This is a genomic window from Kitasatospora sp. NPDC048540 (assembly GCF_040651175.1).
Classification (GTDB): Bacteria; Actinomycetota; Actinomycetes; order Streptomycetales; family Streptomycetaceae; genus Kitasatospora.
Window position 1 is genome coordinate 18,518 of record NZ_JBEZIR010000089.1, and the last position, 17,162, is coordinate 35,679.

At 75.3% G+C, this 17,162-nt stretch carries 16 protein-coding genes; 7 read left to right on the forward strand and 9 right to left on the reverse strand.

Annotation, left to right across the window (positions count from 1 at the left end; translation table 11 throughout):
* Positions 1 to 18 precede the first annotated feature (18 nt).
* Together AB0D08_RS28340 and gcvH are read left to right on the forward strand one after the other, a co-directional pair.
* On the forward strand, positions 19 to 597 hold the full coding sequence (locus AB0D08_RS28340) for a TetR/AcrR family transcriptional regulator (protein WP_033818225.1): 579 nt from the start codon (positions 19 to 21) through the stop codon (positions 595 to 597).
* A 201-nt stretch (positions 598 to 798) separates the two neighbouring features.
* Positions 799 to 1,197, forward strand: coding sequence for a glycine cleavage system protein GcvH (gene gcvH, locus AB0D08_RS28345; protein WP_359892824.1), 399 nt, complete (start codon positions 799 to 801; stop codon positions 1,195 to 1,197).
* 76 nt (positions 1,198 to 1,273) lie between these two features.
* On the opposite strand, the gene AB0D08_RS28350 is transcribed toward gcvH, so the two are convergent.
* The 5 genes from AB0D08_RS28350 to AB0D08_RS28370 all read right to left on the reverse strand — a co-directional run bounded on the left by AB0D08_RS28350 (position 1,274) and on the right by AB0D08_RS28370 (position 7,662).
* Positions 1,274 to 3,619 carry an FtsX-like permease family protein gene (locus tag AB0D08_RS28350; protein WP_359892826.1) on the reverse strand — a complete coding sequence of 782 codons (2,346 nt, stop codon included), beginning with the start codon at positions 3,617 to 3,619 and terminating at the stop codon, positions 1,274 to 1,276.
* Positions 3,616 to 4,323 (reverse strand): ABC transporter ATP-binding protein, encoded by a 708-nt coding sequence (locus AB0D08_RS28355; RefSeq protein ID WP_359892829.1) that lies wholly within the window; start codon positions 4,321 to 4,323, stop codon positions 3,616 to 3,618. The genes AB0D08_RS28350 and AB0D08_RS28355 overlap by 4 nt, the downstream gene beginning before the upstream one ends.
* Positions 4,324 to 4,447: 124 nt before the next feature.
* Complete coding sequence (locus tag AB0D08_RS28360) at positions 4,448 to 6,133, reverse strand: MFS transporter (RefSeq protein WP_359892832.1); 1,686 nt, start codon at positions 6,131 to 6,133, stop codon at positions 4,448 to 4,450.
* Positions 6,134 to 6,264: 131 nt separating this feature from the next.
* A complete protein-coding gene (locus AB0D08_RS28365) occupies positions 6,265 to 7,107 on the reverse strand; it encodes a VOC family protein (RefSeq protein ID WP_359892835.1) in 843 nt (280 codons plus the stop codon).
* 45 nt (positions 7,108 to 7,152) lie between these two features.
* Positions 7,153 to 7,662 (reverse strand): DinB family protein, encoded by a 510-nt coding sequence (locus AB0D08_RS28370; RefSeq protein ID WP_033818229.1) that lies wholly within the window; start codon positions 7,660 to 7,662, stop codon positions 7,153 to 7,155.
* Between the two features lie 279 nt (positions 7,663 to 7,941).
* Between AB0D08_RS28370 and AB0D08_RS28375 the strand changes: the two genes are divergently transcribed.
* The gene (locus AB0D08_RS28375) at positions 7,942 to 9,039 is read left to right on the forward strand and encodes a PD40 domain-containing protein (RefSeq protein WP_033818230.1); all 1,098 of its coding nucleotides are present in this window, start codon (positions 7,942 to 7,944) and stop codon (positions 9,037 to 9,039) included.
* Between the two features lie 21 nt (positions 9,040 to 9,060).
* Here AB0D08_RS28375 and AB0D08_RS28380 read toward each other — a convergent pair whose 3' ends face one another.
* Entirely contained in the window at positions 9,061 to 9,645 is a 585-nt protein-coding gene (locus AB0D08_RS28380; RefSeq protein ID WP_033818231.1) for a hypothetical protein, read from the reverse strand.
* A gap of 97 nt (positions 9,646 to 9,742) precedes the next feature.
* Here AB0D08_RS28380 and valS point away from each other — a divergent pair, with 97 nt between their 5' ends.
* Positions 9,743 to 12,301 (forward strand): valine--tRNA ligase, encoded by a 2,559-nt coding sequence (gene valS / locus AB0D08_RS28385; RefSeq protein WP_359892838.1) that lies wholly within the window; start codon positions 9,743 to 9,745, stop codon positions 12,299 to 12,301.
* Between the two features lie 71 nt (positions 12,302 to 12,372).
* Here valS and AB0D08_RS28390 read toward each other — a convergent pair whose 3' ends face one another.
* Entirely contained in the window at positions 12,373 to 12,900 is a 528-nt protein-coding gene (locus AB0D08_RS28390; RefSeq protein ID WP_199520253.1) for a histidine phosphatase family protein, read from the reverse strand.
* Positions 12,901 to 13,081: 181 nt separating this feature from the next.
* A complete protein-coding gene (locus tag AB0D08_RS28395) occupies positions 13,082 to 14,440 on the reverse strand; it encodes an MFS transporter (protein WP_359892841.1) in 1,359 nt (452 codons plus the stop codon).
* Positions 14,441 to 14,684: 244 nt separating this feature from the next.
* Here AB0D08_RS28395 and AB0D08_RS28400 point away from each other — a divergent pair, with 244 nt between their 5' ends.
* Together AB0D08_RS28400 and AB0D08_RS28405 are read left to right on the forward strand one after the other, a co-directional pair.
* Positions 14,685 to 15,599, forward strand: coding sequence for a LysR family transcriptional regulator (locus AB0D08_RS28400; RefSeq protein WP_033818233.1), 915 nt, complete (start codon positions 14,685 to 14,687; stop codon positions 15,597 to 15,599).
* Between the two features lie 93 nt (positions 15,600 to 15,692).
* Positions 15,693 to 16,289, forward strand: a complete 597-nt coding sequence (locus tag AB0D08_RS28405; RefSeq protein WP_033818234.1) for an HhH-GPD-type base excision DNA repair protein — start codon at positions 15,693 to 15,695, stop codon at positions 16,287 to 16,289.
* Here AB0D08_RS28405 and AB0D08_RS28410 read toward each other — a convergent pair.
* Positions 16,273 to 16,494 carry a KTSC domain-containing protein gene (locus AB0D08_RS28410; RefSeq protein ID WP_033818235.1) on the reverse strand — a complete coding sequence of 74 codons (222 nt, stop codon included), beginning with the start codon at positions 16,492 to 16,494 and terminating at the stop codon, positions 16,273 to 16,275. The two genes, AB0D08_RS28405 and AB0D08_RS28410, sit on opposite strands and share 17 nt — an antisense overlap.
* A 91-nt stretch (positions 16,495 to 16,585) precedes the next feature.
* Between AB0D08_RS28410 and AB0D08_RS28415 the strand changes: the two genes are divergently transcribed.
* On the forward strand, positions 16,586 to 17,080 hold the full coding sequence (locus AB0D08_RS28415; RefSeq protein ID WP_033818236.1) for an FBP domain-containing protein: 495 nt from the start codon (positions 16,586 to 16,588) through the stop codon (positions 17,078 to 17,080).
* Positions 17,081 to 17,162: the final 82 nt, after the last annotated feature.

Genomic DNA, 17,162 nt, shown 5'->3' on the forward strand with positions numbered 1-17,162 from the left:
ACGTCTACAGTCAGTCAGGTGACTCACTCAAAAACCGCCCGGCGGTCCTCGGGCAAGCGGGAGCGGCTGGCGGCCGCCGCCGCCCAGGTACTGCACGAGCAGGGCGTCGAACAGACCACGCTCGCCGACATCGCCCGGGCCGCCGACGTACCGGTCGGCAACGTCTACTACTACTTCAAGACCAAGAACGAGCTGGTCGAGGCGGCGATCGACGCCCATGCGCAGGGCCTCGCCGCCCTGATCGGCGCGCTCGACACGCTCGAAACCCCGCAGGACCGGCTGAAGGCGCTGCTGAACGGCTGGATCGAGCAGCGCGAGCTCACCGCCCGCCACGGCTGTCCGACCGGATCCCTGGCCTCGGAGCTCGACAAGCGCGCGGACGGCCTCGACCGCGCCGTCGCCAAGGTGATCGAGGCACTCATCGACTGGGCCGAACAGCAGTTCCGGGCGATGGGACGCGAGGATGCCCGCGAACTCGCGGTCGCGCTGGTCGCCGCGTACCAGGGGATCTCGCTGCTCACCAACACCCTGCGCGACCCCGAGCTGATGGCCGTCGAGGGGCGCCGGCTGGAACGCTGGATCGACTCGCTCACCTGACGGTCCGCCACAGCCCACCCGGCGCGGGCCGCTCGGCGCGGTCCACCAGGTCCGACTCACCCCTGCGGGCGAACATTCCGGCCCGGGGCCGCGCGCTGTAGCAGGCTCTCCGCTGGCGCCTCGTACCGACCGGCCCGGTCGTCACGGCGGCGGTCGGTGACGGCGCCGCCCGGACGACTTCTGACTTCTGTGGAGGCTGGCATGGCGAACGTCCCGGACGACCTCAAGTACAGCAAGGACCACGAGTGGGTGCGCTCGCTGGGCAAGGGTCAGGTGCAGGTCGGCATCACCGACCACGCGCAGCGCCAGCTCGGCGACATCGTCTACGTCGAGCTGCCGAAGACGGGTGACCGACCGGACCAGTACGAGCCGTTCGGCAGTGTGGAGTCGGTCAAGGCGGTGTCCGAGATCTTCATGCCGCTGACGGGCAGGATCTCGGCGGTCAACGAGAGCCTCAACGACGAGCCGGAGCAGGTCAACACCGATCCCTTCGGCGACGGCTGGCTGGTCCAGGTCGAGCTGTCCGACCCGAAGGCGCTCGACGGGCTGCTCACCGCCGCCGAGTACCGGGACTTCATCCAGCAGGACTCCTCCGACTGACCCCGGGCACCCGACACCCCTCGAAGGCCCGGAGCGCGGCTGCCGCGCTCCGGGCCTTCGGCGTCCAGGGCCTCGGTCACTCGTTGTGCAGCACCTCGGCGATGGTGAGCCGCGCCGCCGAGCGGGCCGGGACCAGCGTGCCGAGGACTGCGATGGCCGTCCCCGCCAGGACCAGCAGGGCGAGCGCCGAGGGGTGCCAGACGTCCAGCGCGCCGGCCGGCAGCGTGGTGTCCATGGCGTCCGCCATGGCGGGGACGACCAGCCGGTGCACGGCGATCCCGAGCGGGACGCCGAGCAGGCCGCCCGCCACGCCCACCGCCGCCATCGAGGTCACCACCATCACCGTCACCTGACGCGGGGTCATCCCGATGGACTTCAGCATCCCGAGGTCACGGCGGCGTTCGCGGGTGTTCAGGACGGTCGTGTTGAAGACGCCGAGCGCGGCGACCGCCGCCAGCAGCAGGGTGAGGACCGTGGCCGAGCCGACGATGCTCACCGTGACGGAGGTTCCGTCCCCGGTGACCGTGGGCTGGAGCCCGGGCTCCGCCGCCTTCACGGCGGCGTTGTAGGCGCCGACGTCGGTGCCCGGCGCGACCTGGACCCAGTACTGGTTCACGTAGCGGGTGGCCGGCAGGTCGGGGGCGAGCGCGGCCAGGGTCTCCCAGGGGGCGGTCAGCCCGTCGGAGTCGCCGGCCACGGTCTCACCGACGACGGTCACCGTGTGCTGCCGGCCGTCGAGGTCCAGGGTGAGGCGGTCGCCGACCCGCACGCCGTGCTTCTTCAGGAACGGCGCCCCGACCACGGCCTCGTCGGGGCCGGAGTACCAGCGGCCCGCGGCCAGCGCCGAGCGGGCGATCTCCCGGTCCCCGCGCAGGAACCAGGCGCGCAGCGGCTGCGGGGCCCCGGCCAGGTGCACCCGGACCGGTGCGGCGGCGGCCAGCCGTGCCGTCCCGGGCAGCGCCCGCAGCTTCGCCTCGATCTCGGCGTCGGTGTCGGTCGGCGGGGTCGTGCTCGCGCCGTCACCGACGTAGCTGACGGACTGGTAGGCGCTCCCGGTCGCGTCCAGGAAGGCGCCCACCGAGGCGGACAGCCCGGTCGCGACGGTCACCGTGGTCACGCCCAGGATCAGCGCGGTGAGGGTCATCACGGTCCGGCCCGGCCGGGCGAACGGCAGCCCGAGCCCCAGGCTGACGGCGCGCGGCAGCCGGGTGCCGCCGAGGCGGCGCTGCACCCGCAGTCCGCGTCCGGTGCCCGGGGCGCTGCCCGCGCTGATCGCCCGGGCGGCGGGCAGGCGGTGCGCGCGCAGGGCGGGCCCGAGGGCTGCGAGCAGGACGACCACGGGCATGCCCAGCAGCGTCAGCACCTCGGCCCAGGGGCTGAGGGTGGCCTCGAAGTACCCGTTGTCGAAGCCCATGAACACGGTCCGCAGCATCGGCCGGGCGGCGAGGTCGCCGAGCACGGTGCCGAGGACGCAGCCGACGGTTCCGGGCACCAGCACCATCACCAGGTGGACCGAGACCACCTGACCGGGGGTGAAGCCGATGGCCTTGAGCACGCCGATGTGCCGGAAGCCCGAGACGACGGCGCCGCTGACCACATTGGCGACGATCAGCACCGCCACCACCAGGCCGAGCACCCCGAACGCGGTCAGGAAGGGCAGGTAGGCGTTGGCCGTGCCGGTCATGTCCTGCTTGACGGTGAGGTAGGACAGTGAGCCGAGCAGCGCGCCCGTGGGGAGGTCCGCGGTCACGGTGGTGCGGCCCTCGTCGACCTCGGCGCCGGTGCCCGCGTGGTCGAAGCGGTAGAGCATCTGGAGGGCGGTGGGGTGCAGGGCGGGCATCTGGTCGGGCCGGACCCAGGCGCCGGCGGTCTGGCTCAGGCTGGAGGCGAAGCCGACGACGGTCAGGGGCGGGGCGCCGGGGAGGGTGAGCCGTCGGCCGATGCCCTCGGCGGCGGCCCAGGTCTGGCCGGGTGGGCGCATCAGCACGATCTCGCCGGGCCCGGTGGCCCAGCGGCCGCTCCACACGTCGACCCGGTCGACCGGGCCGCCGGGGTCGGCGCGGCCCACCACGGTGACCGGGCCGGGCGGCGGGTGGTAGTCGCCGTCGGCGGCCGTGTCCAGGTGCGGCGGCACGGTGACGACGGTCTGGGCGAACGGCCCGGCGGCCGCCGTCACGCCGGGCCGGTGGGCGGCCCGGGTGAGCTGCTCGGCGGTGGTCACGGCGGGGTCGAAGGTGGCGGCCAGGTGGGCGCCGCGCTGCCGGTCGAAGGTGCGGTCGAACGGGCCGGAGGCCGCGGCGAGCAGGCCGAGCGCGACCACCAGCGCGACGGTCGAGGTGAGCACGACCAGGCCGATCACGAAGGTCTGCACCCGGCGGCGGCGGACGGCCGCCCGGGAGGCCCGCCAGACGGCGCCGCTCACGGGGTCGGCTCCAGGGTGCTCTCGCGGGCGATCCGGCCGTCGGCGAACTCGATCAGCCGGCTGGCGCAGCGGGTGGCGAGCCGGGGGTCGTGGGTGACCATGAGCAGGGTCTGGCCGAGCTGGTTGAGGTCGATCAGGAGGTCCATCACCTGTTCGCCGGCGCGGCTGTCGAGGGCGCCGGTCGGTTCGTCGGCGAGCAGCAGGGCCGGACGGTTCATCAGAGCGCGTGCCACGGCGACCCGCTGGCGTTCGCCGCCGCTGAGGGCGGCGGGGTAGGTGTCGCGGCGGTCGGCGATGCCCAGTTCACCGAGGAGTTCGAGGGCCCGGCGGCGGGCCTGGGCGGGGGCGGAGCCGGTGAGCTGGGCGGCGAGGGCGACGTTGTCCAGGGCGGGCAGGTCGTCGATGAGGTTGAAGAACTGGAAGATCATGCCGATCCGCTTGCGGCGGAACAGGGCCAGGCCGGTCTCGTTCAGCCGGCCGAGGTCCTCGCCGTGCACGGCGACCGTGCCGGCGGTCGGCCGGTCCAGGCCGGCGACCATGTTGAGCAGGGTGGACTTGCCGCAGCCGGACGGTCCCATCACCGCGACCGCCTCCCCGGCCCGGATCTCCAGGGACACGCCGTCGAGTGCGGTCGACTCGCCGTACTCCTTGCGTACGCCGTCGAGGCGGACGACCACCGGTGGAGTGCTGTCTTGACTGGTCATGGCAGGAAACCTAGGGCGGCGGCCGGCCCCGGGCATCAGCCCCCGGTGGTAACCCGGGGGCGCGGTCATCCCCGGGATGTACGGGGAGGTACGGGCGAGGGGGCGCCGCCGCCGTGCCCGTCCCCTAGGCGCAGGGGTTGCCGCGGGTCAGGCCGTACCGGGCGCCGACCAGGTAGGTGCCGGGCGCGGCGGCGTGCAGCACGGTCCACTCGCCGGACTCGGCGAGGCAGCCGCGGTCGCCGCCGCGGGCGCCCTCGATGCCGAGCCACGGTGACCACGGGATGCGCAGCAGGACCGGGCCGGCCCGCGGGACCTCGACGGTGAGGGTGGCGGGCCCGGCCCGGCGGACCGTCGCGGGCGGTTCGGCCAGCGGCACGCCGTCGGTGACCCGGAACAGCCGCCAGCCGTCGTCGTGCCAGATCTCGTTCAGCCAGGGGGGTCCGGCGGCGACGATCCCGGCCTCGTCGACGGCCGCGTCGTCGGGCGCGGCGGCGGGCAGCACGACGTAGCCGACGCCCCAGTTGCGCAGCCAGGCGTGGTACGCGTCGGCGGTGAGGGGGCGGTCCTGGTAGAAGACCGGGTTGCGGGCCACGTCGGCCTGCCGGTTCCAGCCGCGGGCCAGGTTGACGTACGGGGCGAGGCCGGAGGCCTCCTGGTGGGAGCGGAGCGGGACGACCTCGATCCGGCCGCGGTCGGCGCCGAGCCGGTGCAGTTCGCCGAGCAGGGGTGCGGTGGAGCGGGCCGCCCGGGCGGAGGGCACGGTGGTGATCAGGTCGCCGACGGGCTTGCCGACCTGCCAGGCGGCGACCGCCAGGAAGGCCACCACCAGGGTGGTCCGCCGCCGCCCGCCGGGGGCGGCTTCGAGGAGCGCGGCGAGCAGGACCGTTCCGGCGAACAGCAGCGACAGCCGTTCCACGTTGCTGCCGACCGGCGAAGGCACCGTCCAGGTGAGGGCCACCCCGGCGGCGTACACCGCCGCGCCGCGGCGCACCGTGCGCCACTCGGCCGGGACCAGGGCGGCGACGGCGGCGGCGGAGGCGGTCAGGGGGAGGGCGAGCCACCAGTCGAAGGGCTGGATGCCGTGGAACGGGAAGACCAGTGCGGTGCAGCCGACCACCAGCACCGGGCCCACCATGAGGGTGAGTGCCTCGCGGTGACGTCCGGTCAGTACCAGGGCGGCCGCGGCGACGCACAGGAACAGCCCGGCGACGGGGCTGCTCATGGTGGCGAGCACGGCGAGCAGGAAGGCCGCGGCGGGCCGCGGGGCCCCGGCTCGGAAGGGCACGGTGTGAGTCCGGGAGCGGGTCGGGCGGGCCGGTGGCAGGACCGCGCCGAGCGCCGCGAGGCCGAAGGCGACGCCGACCGCGAAGGTGACCCGCCCGGAGGCGATGTTGGCCCACAGCGCGACGGCGGTCCACAGCGCCGGCGCCATCGGGCGGCGCAGTGGCGCGCGCACCAGCAGGCCGGCGGCCAGCGCCGCCGACACCGTCCCGGCCAGCACTCCGGTGGTCCGGACGCCGAGCCAGCCCATCAGGTACGGCGCGATGAGGCTGTACGAGGCGGGGTGCATGCCGCCGTACCAGGAGAGGTTGTACGCGGCGTCCGGGTAGCGGCTGGTGAACTCGGTCCAGGCGTACTGGGCGGCGAGGTCCCCCGCGTCCGCGGCGAGGAACAGCGCCCACAGGCAGAGCAGGGCGGCGGCCAGCAGGGTCGCGGCGGCCACCGGCCGGCCGCGCGGGGAGCGCAGGGAGCGCCGGGCGGGTGAGGGGCGCCCGGTGGCGGCCCGGGGAGCCGTCTCCCAGGTGGTCATCGGATCTCTCTCGCAGCGGCGGGCGGTGACAGGACCAGTGGACACCGCGGGAGCGGGCCGTCCCCGGCCGGACACACCGCGCCGTCCCCCGGAACGCCGCCGCCGGGCCGCCCGAGGGCGCGGGCGCGGGCTCAGCCGGGTTCGGGCAGGGCGGCCAGTTCGCCGGCCGCCTCCGCCGGGTCCAGTACGGCGAAGGCGGCGCCGTGCGGGTCGATCAGCGCGGCGAACCGTCCGAAGGGGCTGTCCAGCGGCCCGAACACCGTCCGTCCGCCGCGTTCCAGGGTGGTCGCGACGGCCGCGTCGCAGTCCCGGACGGTGAAGTAAACGCCGATGTACGGCGGCAGCCCGGGCGGGAATTCGTCCGTCATCGCCAGCCGTCCCAGCACCGGCTCGCCGTCGAGGTCGAAGACCTTGAAGTCGAGTCCGCCGTCCTCCATCCGGCGCACGCCGTACGGGAAGACCGCGGTGAAGAAGGCGTCCGAGGCCGCGGGGTCGCGGGTGTACACCTCGGCCCAGGAGAAGCCGTCGGGCCCGCGGCGCCGCTCGACGCCCGCGGCGGTGCCGCTCTGCCGGACCCCGAACGGCACCCCGCCCGGGTCCGCGGCCAGCAGCACCGTGCCGAGCCGGCCGGTCTCGGCGGGGCCGGTCAGCACCCGGCCGCCGGCCGCGCGGATCCGCCGTGCGGTGGCTGCGGCGTCGGGCGAGGCGAAGTACAGGCACCAGGCCGACTGGCCCGCCTGGCCGGGCGGCGGGGGGACGAGGTCCGCGACCGCCCTGCCGTCCGCGTACGCCCGGGCGCCGCCGCCGGACTCCACCGGGCGCTCGACGAAGGTCCAGTCCAGCACGTCCCCGTAGAACCGCTGCGCGGCGGCCGGATCGGCGAACCTCCCGTCGACCCAGCACGGTCTGCCCTCGGACGGTCCGTCCTCGGACGGCGTGCCCTCGATCGGTGTGCCGCCGGGTTGCCCTGGCACGGCGTCGACTCCCTTCTGCGGTCCGGGCGGTGTCGGGCCCGGCCGTCAGCCCATGGTCTTCGCGCCGTCCAGGGACTCGCGGATGATGTCGGCGTGGCCGGCGTGCTGGGAGGTCTCCGCGATGATGTGCAGCAGCACCCGGCGCACCGACCAGCTGGCGCCCGGCTCGAACCAGGGCGCCTCCGGGAGCGGGTGCGCCAGGTCGAGGTCGGGCAGGGTCGCCACCAGCTCGTCGGTCTCCCCGGCGACCCGCTCGTAGGCGTCCAGCAGGCCGTCCAGCGTCTCGCCGGGGAGCATCCGGAACTGGCCCGCCCAGTCGATCGGTTCGCTGCGCATCGCCTCCGCGCCGCCGGTCGCGAACCGCATCCAGCGGGCCTCCACCCCGGCCACGTGCTTGATCAGTCCGCCCAGGCACAGCTCGCTCACCGTGGTGCGCAGCGCCGCCTGCTCGTCGCTGAGGCCGCGGACGGTGTGCCGCAGGAACCCGCGGTGCTTGGCGAGGGTCTCCAGCAGGTCGGCGCGCTCGCCGCCGGAGGGGTTCTGATGAGGTGTCATGGCGTGCCTGCCTCCCGGGTCCGTCCGGTTCGCACCGGCGCTTCCCCACCCTTCCACAGCGGCGCGCCCGGGCCTGGAAGGCGCCTCCGTACGCGGGAGCCGACGGTGTTGCACAGCCGTGACGGGCGGCACACAGATCGAGGACGCGCGGTTGCCAGACTTCTCTCATCACACGGAGCAGCGACAGGTCGAACGGGCGTCCACCGCCCAGGGGATGACGGCGCGGCTCGATAGGTGACACACCGCCGTCGTCAGACCGTTTCCGGGGGGAACCCAGCCATGTCCGCTCGCACCCGCATGCGCAACCGCTCCGCCGTCGCCATCGCCCTCGCCGTCACCGCCGGGGTGGCGCTGCTCACCGGCTGCGACCCCGAGCCCGCGGGCTCCGCCGCGCCCGGCGCCTCCGCGAGCGCCACCGCCGCCGCCCGCCCGGCGAGCCCTTCCGTGGCCTCCACCGCGACCGCGCCGGCCCCGGTGACCCCGACCGCGAAGCCGTCCGCCTCGGCGTCCGCGTCCAAGCCGGCCGGGGCGACGCCCACGGGCACCGCCGCCGCGGCCAACGGCACCGCCGGGAACGGGCTGACCATCAGCAACGGAACCCAGTACGTGCTGATGAACGGCGGCCAGGTGGACTTCGGCACCGCGGTCCGGGACCTGGCGTGGTCCCCGGACGGCAGCAAGGCGGCCTTCGTCAGCGGGTCCGGCGACCTGGTGGTCTCCAACCCGGACGGCAGCGGCCGGGTCGTGGTCGCCAAGAACCCCGGCGGCCAGACCTGGTCCCACCCGACCTGGCAGGTCGCCCCGGCCGAAGACCAGTACCGGATCCCCGCCAAGAACAACATCATCTTCGCCGCCGTCAAGGACGGGGTCTCCCGCCTGGAGCGGGTCGCCGCGACCGCCCAGGGCGGCACCCCCGAGCAGATCGCCCTCAACACCATGTCCGACCCGGACGTGAAGCCGCTCCCGGCGACCGGCAACACCTGGCCGAGCGGCGGGGGCAAGGTCGGCGCCGCCGTGTACGCCAACTCCGACACCGGCGAGGTGTACATCCGCGACGAGTACCTGCGCCAGCAGGGCAGCTCGCTCGGCAAGGGCTCCCAGCCGGCCATGTCGCCCGACGGCGAGGAGATCGTCTTCGTCCGCTCGGTCGGCGGCCACGACCACGTCTTCGAGGTGGACCACACCGGCAAGGACGCCAAGGACCTCACCCCGAACGCCACCACCGACTACACCGAGCCCGCGTTCTCCCCCGACGGCCGGACCATCGCCGTCCGCACGCCCGGCGGCATCGCCACGCTCCCGGCCCACGGCGGCGCGGCCCCGGTCCAGGTCTCCACCTCCGCCGGCCTGCCCGCGTACCGCGCCGGCAAGCACTGACCCGGGGACCGGCCGGCCGGGTCAGGCCGGGCGGCGGGCCAGTTCGGCCCGCAGCTCGGCCAGGTGGGTGTCGGCCGCGTCGTGCGGCAGGTACTCGACCAGGTCCAGGAAGCGGAACAGCACCTTGTCCGGGGTGACCGCGTACTCGTAGTCGCCGAAACCGACCACCGCGCCGCTCCCGCCGCGGGCGGTACCGCGCACCACGTGCGCGGTCAGCTCGTCCGTGCCGTCGGCCGACAGCCCGCGGCGGGCGTTCGGACGGGCCAGGTACGGGCAGACCATCGAGGCGTACAGCATGCACGCGCGGTGGCCGGGGCCCTCCAGGGTCGGCGCGAGGTTGCGGTACGGGCGGCCGGCCGCCAGCGCCCCGGCGATCGCCGCGCTCTCGGCCGCCCCGACCACCCGCCACACCGGGCCGCGGGGCATCGGCGTGTTGCACACCGAGCACAGCCGTCCGCGGGCACAGTCGGCGCTGCGCCCGTGGTCGGTGAGGGCGAACTGCGGGAGGCCGTCCTCCCAGGGCGTGATCGCGGGAACGGGGTAGCCGCGGGTGTCGTGAGGCCTGGCCTCGACCTGCGGGGGCTTGGGCACACTGTCGAAACGCACGCACCCTTGCCTACCAGCCCCGACGGCCGACCCGCATCCCCCGCCGGGCCGAAAATGCCCGGCGCCCGCCGGTGCGCCGCGGTTAGCATGCGGTGGCATGACGCATCTGCCTCGTCTCCCCGACGTCCCCGAGCAGCCCTCCCTCGACGGGCTCGAAGAGAAGTGGTCGCGGCGCTGGGACGAGTCGGGCGTATACCGCTTCGACCGGTCCCGGACCAGGGACCAGGTCTTCTCGATCGACACCCCGCCGCCGACCGTCAGCGGCTCGCTCCACGTCGGCCATGTCTTCTCCTACACCCACACCGACGCCGTCGCCCGCTACCAGCGGATGCGCGGGCGCGAGGTGTTCTACCCGATGGGGTGGGACGACAACGGCCTGCCCACCGAGCGCCGGGTGCAGAACTTCTTCGGTGTCCGGTGCGACCCCTCGCTGCCGTACGACCCGCGCTTCGTCCCGCCCGCCGAGCCCGGCCGGGAGCAGGTCCCGGTCTCCCGGCGGAACTTCACCGAGCTGTGCGAGCGACTCACCGCCACCGACGAGACGGCCTTCGAGGAGCTGTGGCAGCGCCTGGGACTGTCGGTCGACTGGACGATGACCTACCGGACCGTCGGCGCCCCGGCGCGCGCCGCCTCGCAGCGGGCCTTCCTGCGCAACCTGGCCCGCGGTGAGGCGTACCCGGCCGAGGCGCCGACCCTGTGGGACGTCACCTTCCGGACCGCCGTCGCCCAGGCCGAGCTGGAGGACCGCGAACGCCCGGGCGCCTACCACCGGCTGCTGTTCGCCCGCCCGGACGGCGCGCCGCCGCTGGAGATCGACACCACCCGGCCGGAACTGCTGCCCGCCTGTGTCGCCCTGGTCGCACACCCCGACGACGCCCGCTACCGGCCGCTGTTCGGCACCCGGGTGCGGACCCCGCTGTTCGGCGCCGAGGTCCCGGTCCTCGCGCACCGGCTCGCCGACCCGGCGAAGGGCACCGGCATCGCCATGGTCTGCACCTTCGGCGACACCACCGACGTGGTCTGGTGGCGCGAACTGCGTCTGGACACCCGCCCGGTGCTCGGCCGCGACGGCCGGCTCGCCGCCGAGCCACCGGCCGCCCTGGACTCCGAACCCGCCCGGACCGCCTACGCCCACCTGGCCGGTGCGACCGTGCACACCGCCCGGGAGCGGATCGTCGCGCTGCTCCGCGAGAGCGGCGAACTGGTCGGCGAGCCACGGCGGATCAGCCACCCGGTCAAGTTCTACGAGAAGGGCGACCGGCCGCTGGAGATCGTCACCACCCGCCAATGGTACCTGCGCAACGGCGGGCGCGACGAGCGGCTGCGCGCCGAACTCCTCGCCCGCGGCAGCGAACTGTCCTGGCACCCGGCGCACATGAAGGTCCGCTACGACAGCTGGGCCGAGGGCCTGAACGGTGACTGGCTGGTCAGCCGGCAGCGGTACTTCGGCGTCCCGATCCCGGTCTGGTACCCGCTCGACGCCGACGGGAACCCGGACCACGCGCGGCCGTTGACCCCGCCGGAGTCGGCGCTGCCGGTCGACCCGAGCAGCGACACCCCCGCCGGGTACGAGCCCGCGCAGCGGGACCGCCCGGGCGGCTTCACCGCCGACCCGGACGTCATGGACACCTGGGCGACGTCCTCGCTCACCCCGCAGATCGCGGCCGGCTGGGAGCGCGACGAGGACCTGTTCGCCCGGGTCTTCCCGATGGACCTGCGCCCGCAGGCGCACGAGATCATCCGGACCTGGCTGTTCTCCTCGGTGGTCCGCGCGCACAGCGAGCATGGGGTGCTGCCGTGGCGGCACGCCGCGATCTCCGGCTGGATCCTGGACCCGGACCGCAAGAAGATGTCGAAGTCGGTCGGCAACGTCGTCACCCCCACCGACCTGCTGCTGCGGCACGGCTCGGACGCCGTCCGGTACTGGGCGGCCAGCGGACGGCCGGGGACCGACACCGCCTTCGACGTCGGCCGGATGAAGATCGGCCGCCGCCTGGCGGTCAAGGTCCTCAACGCCAGCCGGTTCGTCCTCGGCCTCGGCGCCGCCGGCGGCCCGGAGCGGATCACCGAACCGCTGGACGCCGCGCTGCTGGCCGAACTCGCCGCCACCGTCGAGGCCGCCACCGCGGCCTTCGAGGAGTTCGACTACACCCGGGCGCTGGAGGGGGCCGAGCAGTTCTTCTGGCACTTCTGCGACGACTACCTCGAACTGGTCAAGTCCCGGGCGTACGGCGAGCAGGGCGCCCGGGCGGCGGACTCGGCCAGGGCGGCGCTCGCCCCCGCGCTGTCGGTGCAGCTGCGGCTGTTCGCGCCGTTCCTGCCGTTCGCCACCGAGGAGGTCTGGTCCTGGTGGCAGGAGGGCTCGGTGCACCGGGCCGACTGGCCGCGGGCCGAGGAGCTGCGCGAGGCCGCCGGGCCGGCCGACCGCGCGGTGCTGGCCACCGCCGCCCAGGCCATCGCCGGTGTGCGCAAGGCCAAGTCGCAGGCGCAGCTGTCGATGCGGGCCGAGGTGGCGCTGGCCGTGGTCACCGGGCCGCGCCCGGCGCTGGACCGGCTCACGCTCGCCCTCGGTGACGTCCGCGCGGCCGGCCGGATCGGGGAGCTGCGCACGGTGCCCGGCGAGGATCCGCAGCTGGCCGTCACGGTCAGCTTCTGACGGTCGGCTCCTGACGGTCGGCCGCCGGCCGGCCGCCGGGCCCGGTGCTGGTCACCGGGCCCGGCGGAGGCTCAGCCGGCCGTGCCGCGCGGCACCACGAACTCGGTCAGCAGCGCGCCACCCGGCCCGAGCTGCGCCCAGGTGCCGGGCAGGGCCAGGACGGCGGCGGCCGCGGTCGGGTACTTCTCCCGGACCCGGGTGGAGGGTTCGTCGGTCCGCTCGACCGCGAGCAGCAGCACCAGGTCCTGCACGGCCGGCCGGTGGCCGACCAGCAGCACGGTACGGCGCTCCTCCGGGACCTTGCGCACCACGTCGAGCAGGTCCTCGGCGTCGGCCCGGTACGCCCGGGGGTCGTACACCACCTCGGGGTCGGCATCCAGTTCGGCGGCGGCCAGCTCCCAGGTCTCCCGGGTGCGCCGGGCGGGCGAGCAGATCACCAGGTCGGGCGCGCGGCCGCAGTCCCGCAGCCAGCGGCCGGCCGCGGGGGCGTCGATCCGGCCCTTCTCGGCGAGCGGGCGCTCGTGGTCCGGCACGTCCGGCCAGGCGGCCTTGGCGTGCCGTAGGACGATCAGCCGGGCGGGGTGGGCAGCAGCCGTCATGAGGCCAAGTGTGCGCCTTCGGCGGGCCGGACGGGAGTTCACGCGCCGAACCGACGCCCGGCGTTCGGCCCGTCCCGCACCCGCCCGGCCTCCGGGACACCCCGGTGCACACCGTCGGCCGCCCCCGGCCGGGCCCGTCCACCAGGACCTGACACCGGCGGGGGCTCCCGGCCGGGGCCGCTCAGAGCGCGACCGGGTGGTCGGGGGTTTCGGCGGGCGGTGCGGCGGCCGAGGGTGTCCGGTCGGCCCGGTAGCCGGCCGTCGCGACGGCGGCCGCCAGCAGCACCAGCACGGCGACCAGCCGCAGCCCGAGGCCCATCCCCGCGGTGAACCGGTCGGCCGCCGTGCCGGGCCCGCCGGCCCGGGCGGCCAGCACCGTGCCGACCACGGCGACACCGAGTGCCGCGCCGGCCTCCCGCGCCGCGGTGTTCAGCCCGGCGCCCAACCCGGCCCGGCCGGGCGGGAGTTCGGACACCACCCCGTACGCCAGGGCGGGTGCGGACAGCCCCATGCCCGCGGAGAGCACCAGCAGGTGGACGGCGTAGAGCGGGTACGGGGTGCCGGCGTCGGCGGTGGAGACGCCGAGCAGTCCGAGCCCGATCAGCAGCAGTCCGCCGCCGATCAGCGGCCGCGGTCCGTACCGCGCCTGGATCCGGACCGCGACGCGGGGCGCCAGGGCCATGCCGACGGTGAGCGGCGCGATCGCCAGGCCGGTGAGCGCCGCCGAGTAGCCCTTGACGTACTGCAGGTACTGGGAGTTGACGTAGAAGAGCGCGAACAGGCCGAAGAAGCTCGCGGCGGAGCCGAGGGCCGCCGAGCGCAGCCGCCGGTTGCCGAACAGCCGCGGGTCGACCAGCGGGTGCCGGGCGCGCAGCGCGTACCCGGTGAAGGCGGCCAGCAGCAGCGCGCCGGCCGCGAAGGCGGTCAGCACCTGGGCCGAGGCCCAGCCGTGCGAGGGGCCCTCGATGATGCCGTACAGCACGGCGGCCAGGCCGCCGGTGAGCAGGGCGGAGCCGGTGGCGTCGGGTGTGGCCGGGTGCCGGGGGACGGCGGGGACGGCGGTGGCGACGGCCGCCGCGAGCAGGGCGGCCAGCGGGAGCATCGCCCAGAACAGCGCCTGCCAGGGCAGGTACTGGGCGACCAGGCCGCCGCCCAGGTTGCCCGCCAGGCCGCCGAGGCCGAGGGCGAGGGTCCAGGAGGCGAGCGCCCGGGCCCGGTGGGCGGGGCCGGCCAGCTGGACCAGGATCGACATGGTGGCGGGCATGATGAGGGCCGCCCCGGCGCCGGAGACCGCGCGGCCGGCGATCAGGACGGCGGGCCCGTCGGCGAGCGCGCTGAGGGCCGCACCGGCCGCGAACAGTCCGAGGCCGGCCAGCAGCGCGCCGCGCCGCCCGTGGCGGTCGCCGAGCGCCCCGGCCGGGATGAGCAGTCCGGCGAAGACGATCACGTAGGCGTCGACCGCCCAGATCAGCTGGTCGGAGCTCAGGCCGAGCCCGGCGGCGGCGAGCTGCGGGACCATCAGGTTGATGGCGGCGACCATGCTCTGGGCGACCAGGACGCAGGCGCCGACGGCGAGCAGGACCGGCCGCCGCAGTCCCGGCGCTTCTTCCGGTCCGGGCGTACCGACTGGTCCGGGCGTAGGGACCGGTCCGGGCGTAAGGACCGGTTCGGGTGTGCGGGCAGGCGTCGGCAAGGCTCCCCCTGGAGCTGGCGTGGATGACGGGATGTCTGCCACGGTAGGGCGGCTCGGTCCTGTCATCCAGTGCAAGTTTCACAAGAGAGGAATGCACGTGACGCATTCCGGCCTGGACCTCAACCTGCTGGTCGCGCTCGACCTGCTGCTGGAGGAGGGCAGTGTGTCCGGCGCGGCCGCCCGGATGCACCTGTCCGAGCCCGCGATGAGCCGCACCCTGGGGCGGATCCGCAAGGCGCTGGGCGATCCGGTGCTGGTCCGCGCGGGCCGCGGACTGGTGCCGACCCCGCACGCGCTGGCCATCCGGGCCGAGGTACGGGCGGTGGTGGAGCGGGCCCAGGGGCTGTTCACGGCGGCCGGTCAGGTCGACCTGGCGACCCTCACCCGCACCTTCACCGTGCTGGCGCACGACGCGTTCGCCGCCGCCTTCGGCCCCGCGCTGTTCGCCCGGGCCGCGGCCGAGGCGCCCGGGGTACGGCTGCGGTTCCTCGCCGAGAGCCACCGGGACGGCCCGGCCCTGCGGGAGGGGGTGGCGGACCTGGAGGCGGGGGTGATCGACACCACTTCGCCCGAGGTCCGGGTCGAGCACGTCTTCGACGACCGGATGCTGGCGGTGGTCCGCCCCGGCCACCCGCTGCTGTCCGGCGGACCGGTCACCGCCGGGCGGTTCGCCGCCGCGCACCATCTGAGCGTCTCGCGGCGCGGGCGCCTGCACGGGCCGGTCGACACCGCGCTGGCCGGGCTCGGCCTGGCCAGGACGGTGGTGGGCAGCGCGCCCACCTTCCCGGCCGCGCTGTTCACGGTGCGCGGCAGCGACCTGGTGGGCCTGGTGGCCGCCCGGGCCCGCGGCCTGGCCGACGCGCTGGGCCTGGTCACCTTCGAGATCCCGCTCGACCTGCCGGTGATGCCGTTCGGCCTGGCCTGGCACCCGCGCCACCAGGCCGACCCGGCGCACGCCTGGCTGCGCGGCTGCGTCCGCGAGCTGATGACGTCCGGCCCGTCCTGAGAGCCCCCGGGCGCGGGCGCGCGTGTTGTGCGCCGGGCCCGGCGGGCCGAGCTGCAAGCATGTGAGTCCCGACCTGATCGGAGCCGTCCCGCCATGGCCGTGAAACTTCGACTCGCCCAGCAGCCCGAGGCCGACGAACTGCTCGGCCGCAGTCCGCTCGCCGCGCTGGTCGGCATGCTGCTGGACCAGCAGGTCCCGATGGAGCACGCCTTCACCGGCCCCCGGACGCTGGCCGACCGGCTGGGCGCCGACGACCTGGACGCGCACCGGATCGCCGCCGCCGACCCGGAGGAGTTCGCGGCGCTGTTCGCCGAGAAGCCGGCCGTGCACCGCTACCCGGGGTCGATGGCCAAGCGGGTGCAGCAGCTGTGCGCGTACCTGGTGGAGCACTACGACGGCGACGCGGAGGCGGTCTGGCGGGACGCGCCGGACGGCAGGGAGCTGCTGGCCAGGCTCACCGCGCTGCCGGGGTTCGGCAAGCAGAAGTCGCAGATCTTCCTCGCCCTGCTGGGCAAGCAGTTCGGGGTCCGCCCGCAGGGCTGGCGGCAGGCCGCCGGGCCGTACGGCGAAGAGGGCAGTTTCCGCTCGGTCGCGGACATCACCGGCCCGGAGTCGCTGACCAAGGTGCGGGCCTACAAGCAGGAGGCGAAGCGGGCCGCCAAGGCCGCCGCGGTCACGGACAAGGGCTGACCCGGCGGTAGCCGTAGCGCGGTTTGATCCGCAGGTTGAGGTACCTGCCGTGGCTCTCGGCGGCCAGCAGCGCGGCGTACTCCTCGGGCGGGACCGCGAGGTAGCGGTAGACCGCTCCGGCGAGGGTCTCGACCTCCAGCTCCCGCACGGCCGCGTCGTACCCGGCGGAGCTGATCCAGGACGACTCCAGCGGCACCCGCTCCATGCGCCCACCCTGACCGGCCCGCCGCCCGGCCGCCACCGCGGACCGGAAAACGGGGCGACAGCCACCCCGGACGGTGGCTAGCGTGCGAACCATGCACGCACTGTCCGAGACCGAGATCCGCGACTCCTTCGTCAACTGTTCCAAGGGCGAGGCCCGCCGCCTCAACCTGCCCCGCCAGCTGGCCGAAGTCCCGTGGGCCGACCTCGACTTCCTCGGCTGGCGGGACCCGGGCGCGCCCGACCGCGGGTACCTGGTGGCCGAACGCGACGGCGGCCCGGTCGGGCTGACCCTGCGGGTGCCCTCGGTCCGCCGTTCGCTGACCCGGACCAACATCTGCAACCTGTGCATCAGCACGCACGCCGGCTCCGGCGTCGCCCTGCTCACCGCCCGGCGCGCGGGCGCGGCCGGCCGCGAGGGCAACACGGTCGGCACCTACCTCTGCGCCGACCTGGCCTGCTCGCTGTACGTCCGCGGGAAGAAGAAGTCCGCGCTGGTCAGCCGCCCCGAGGAGTCGCTGACCCTGGACGAGCAGATCGCCCGCACGGTCGCCAACCTGGACGCCTTCCTGACCCAGGTGCTGGCCTGAGCGGGCGCGCCGACGGGGAGCGCCCGGCCGTTGCCGCACCCCGCCCGGCGGCCTGGGCGGCCGCGGCCGAAGCGGCCCCGAC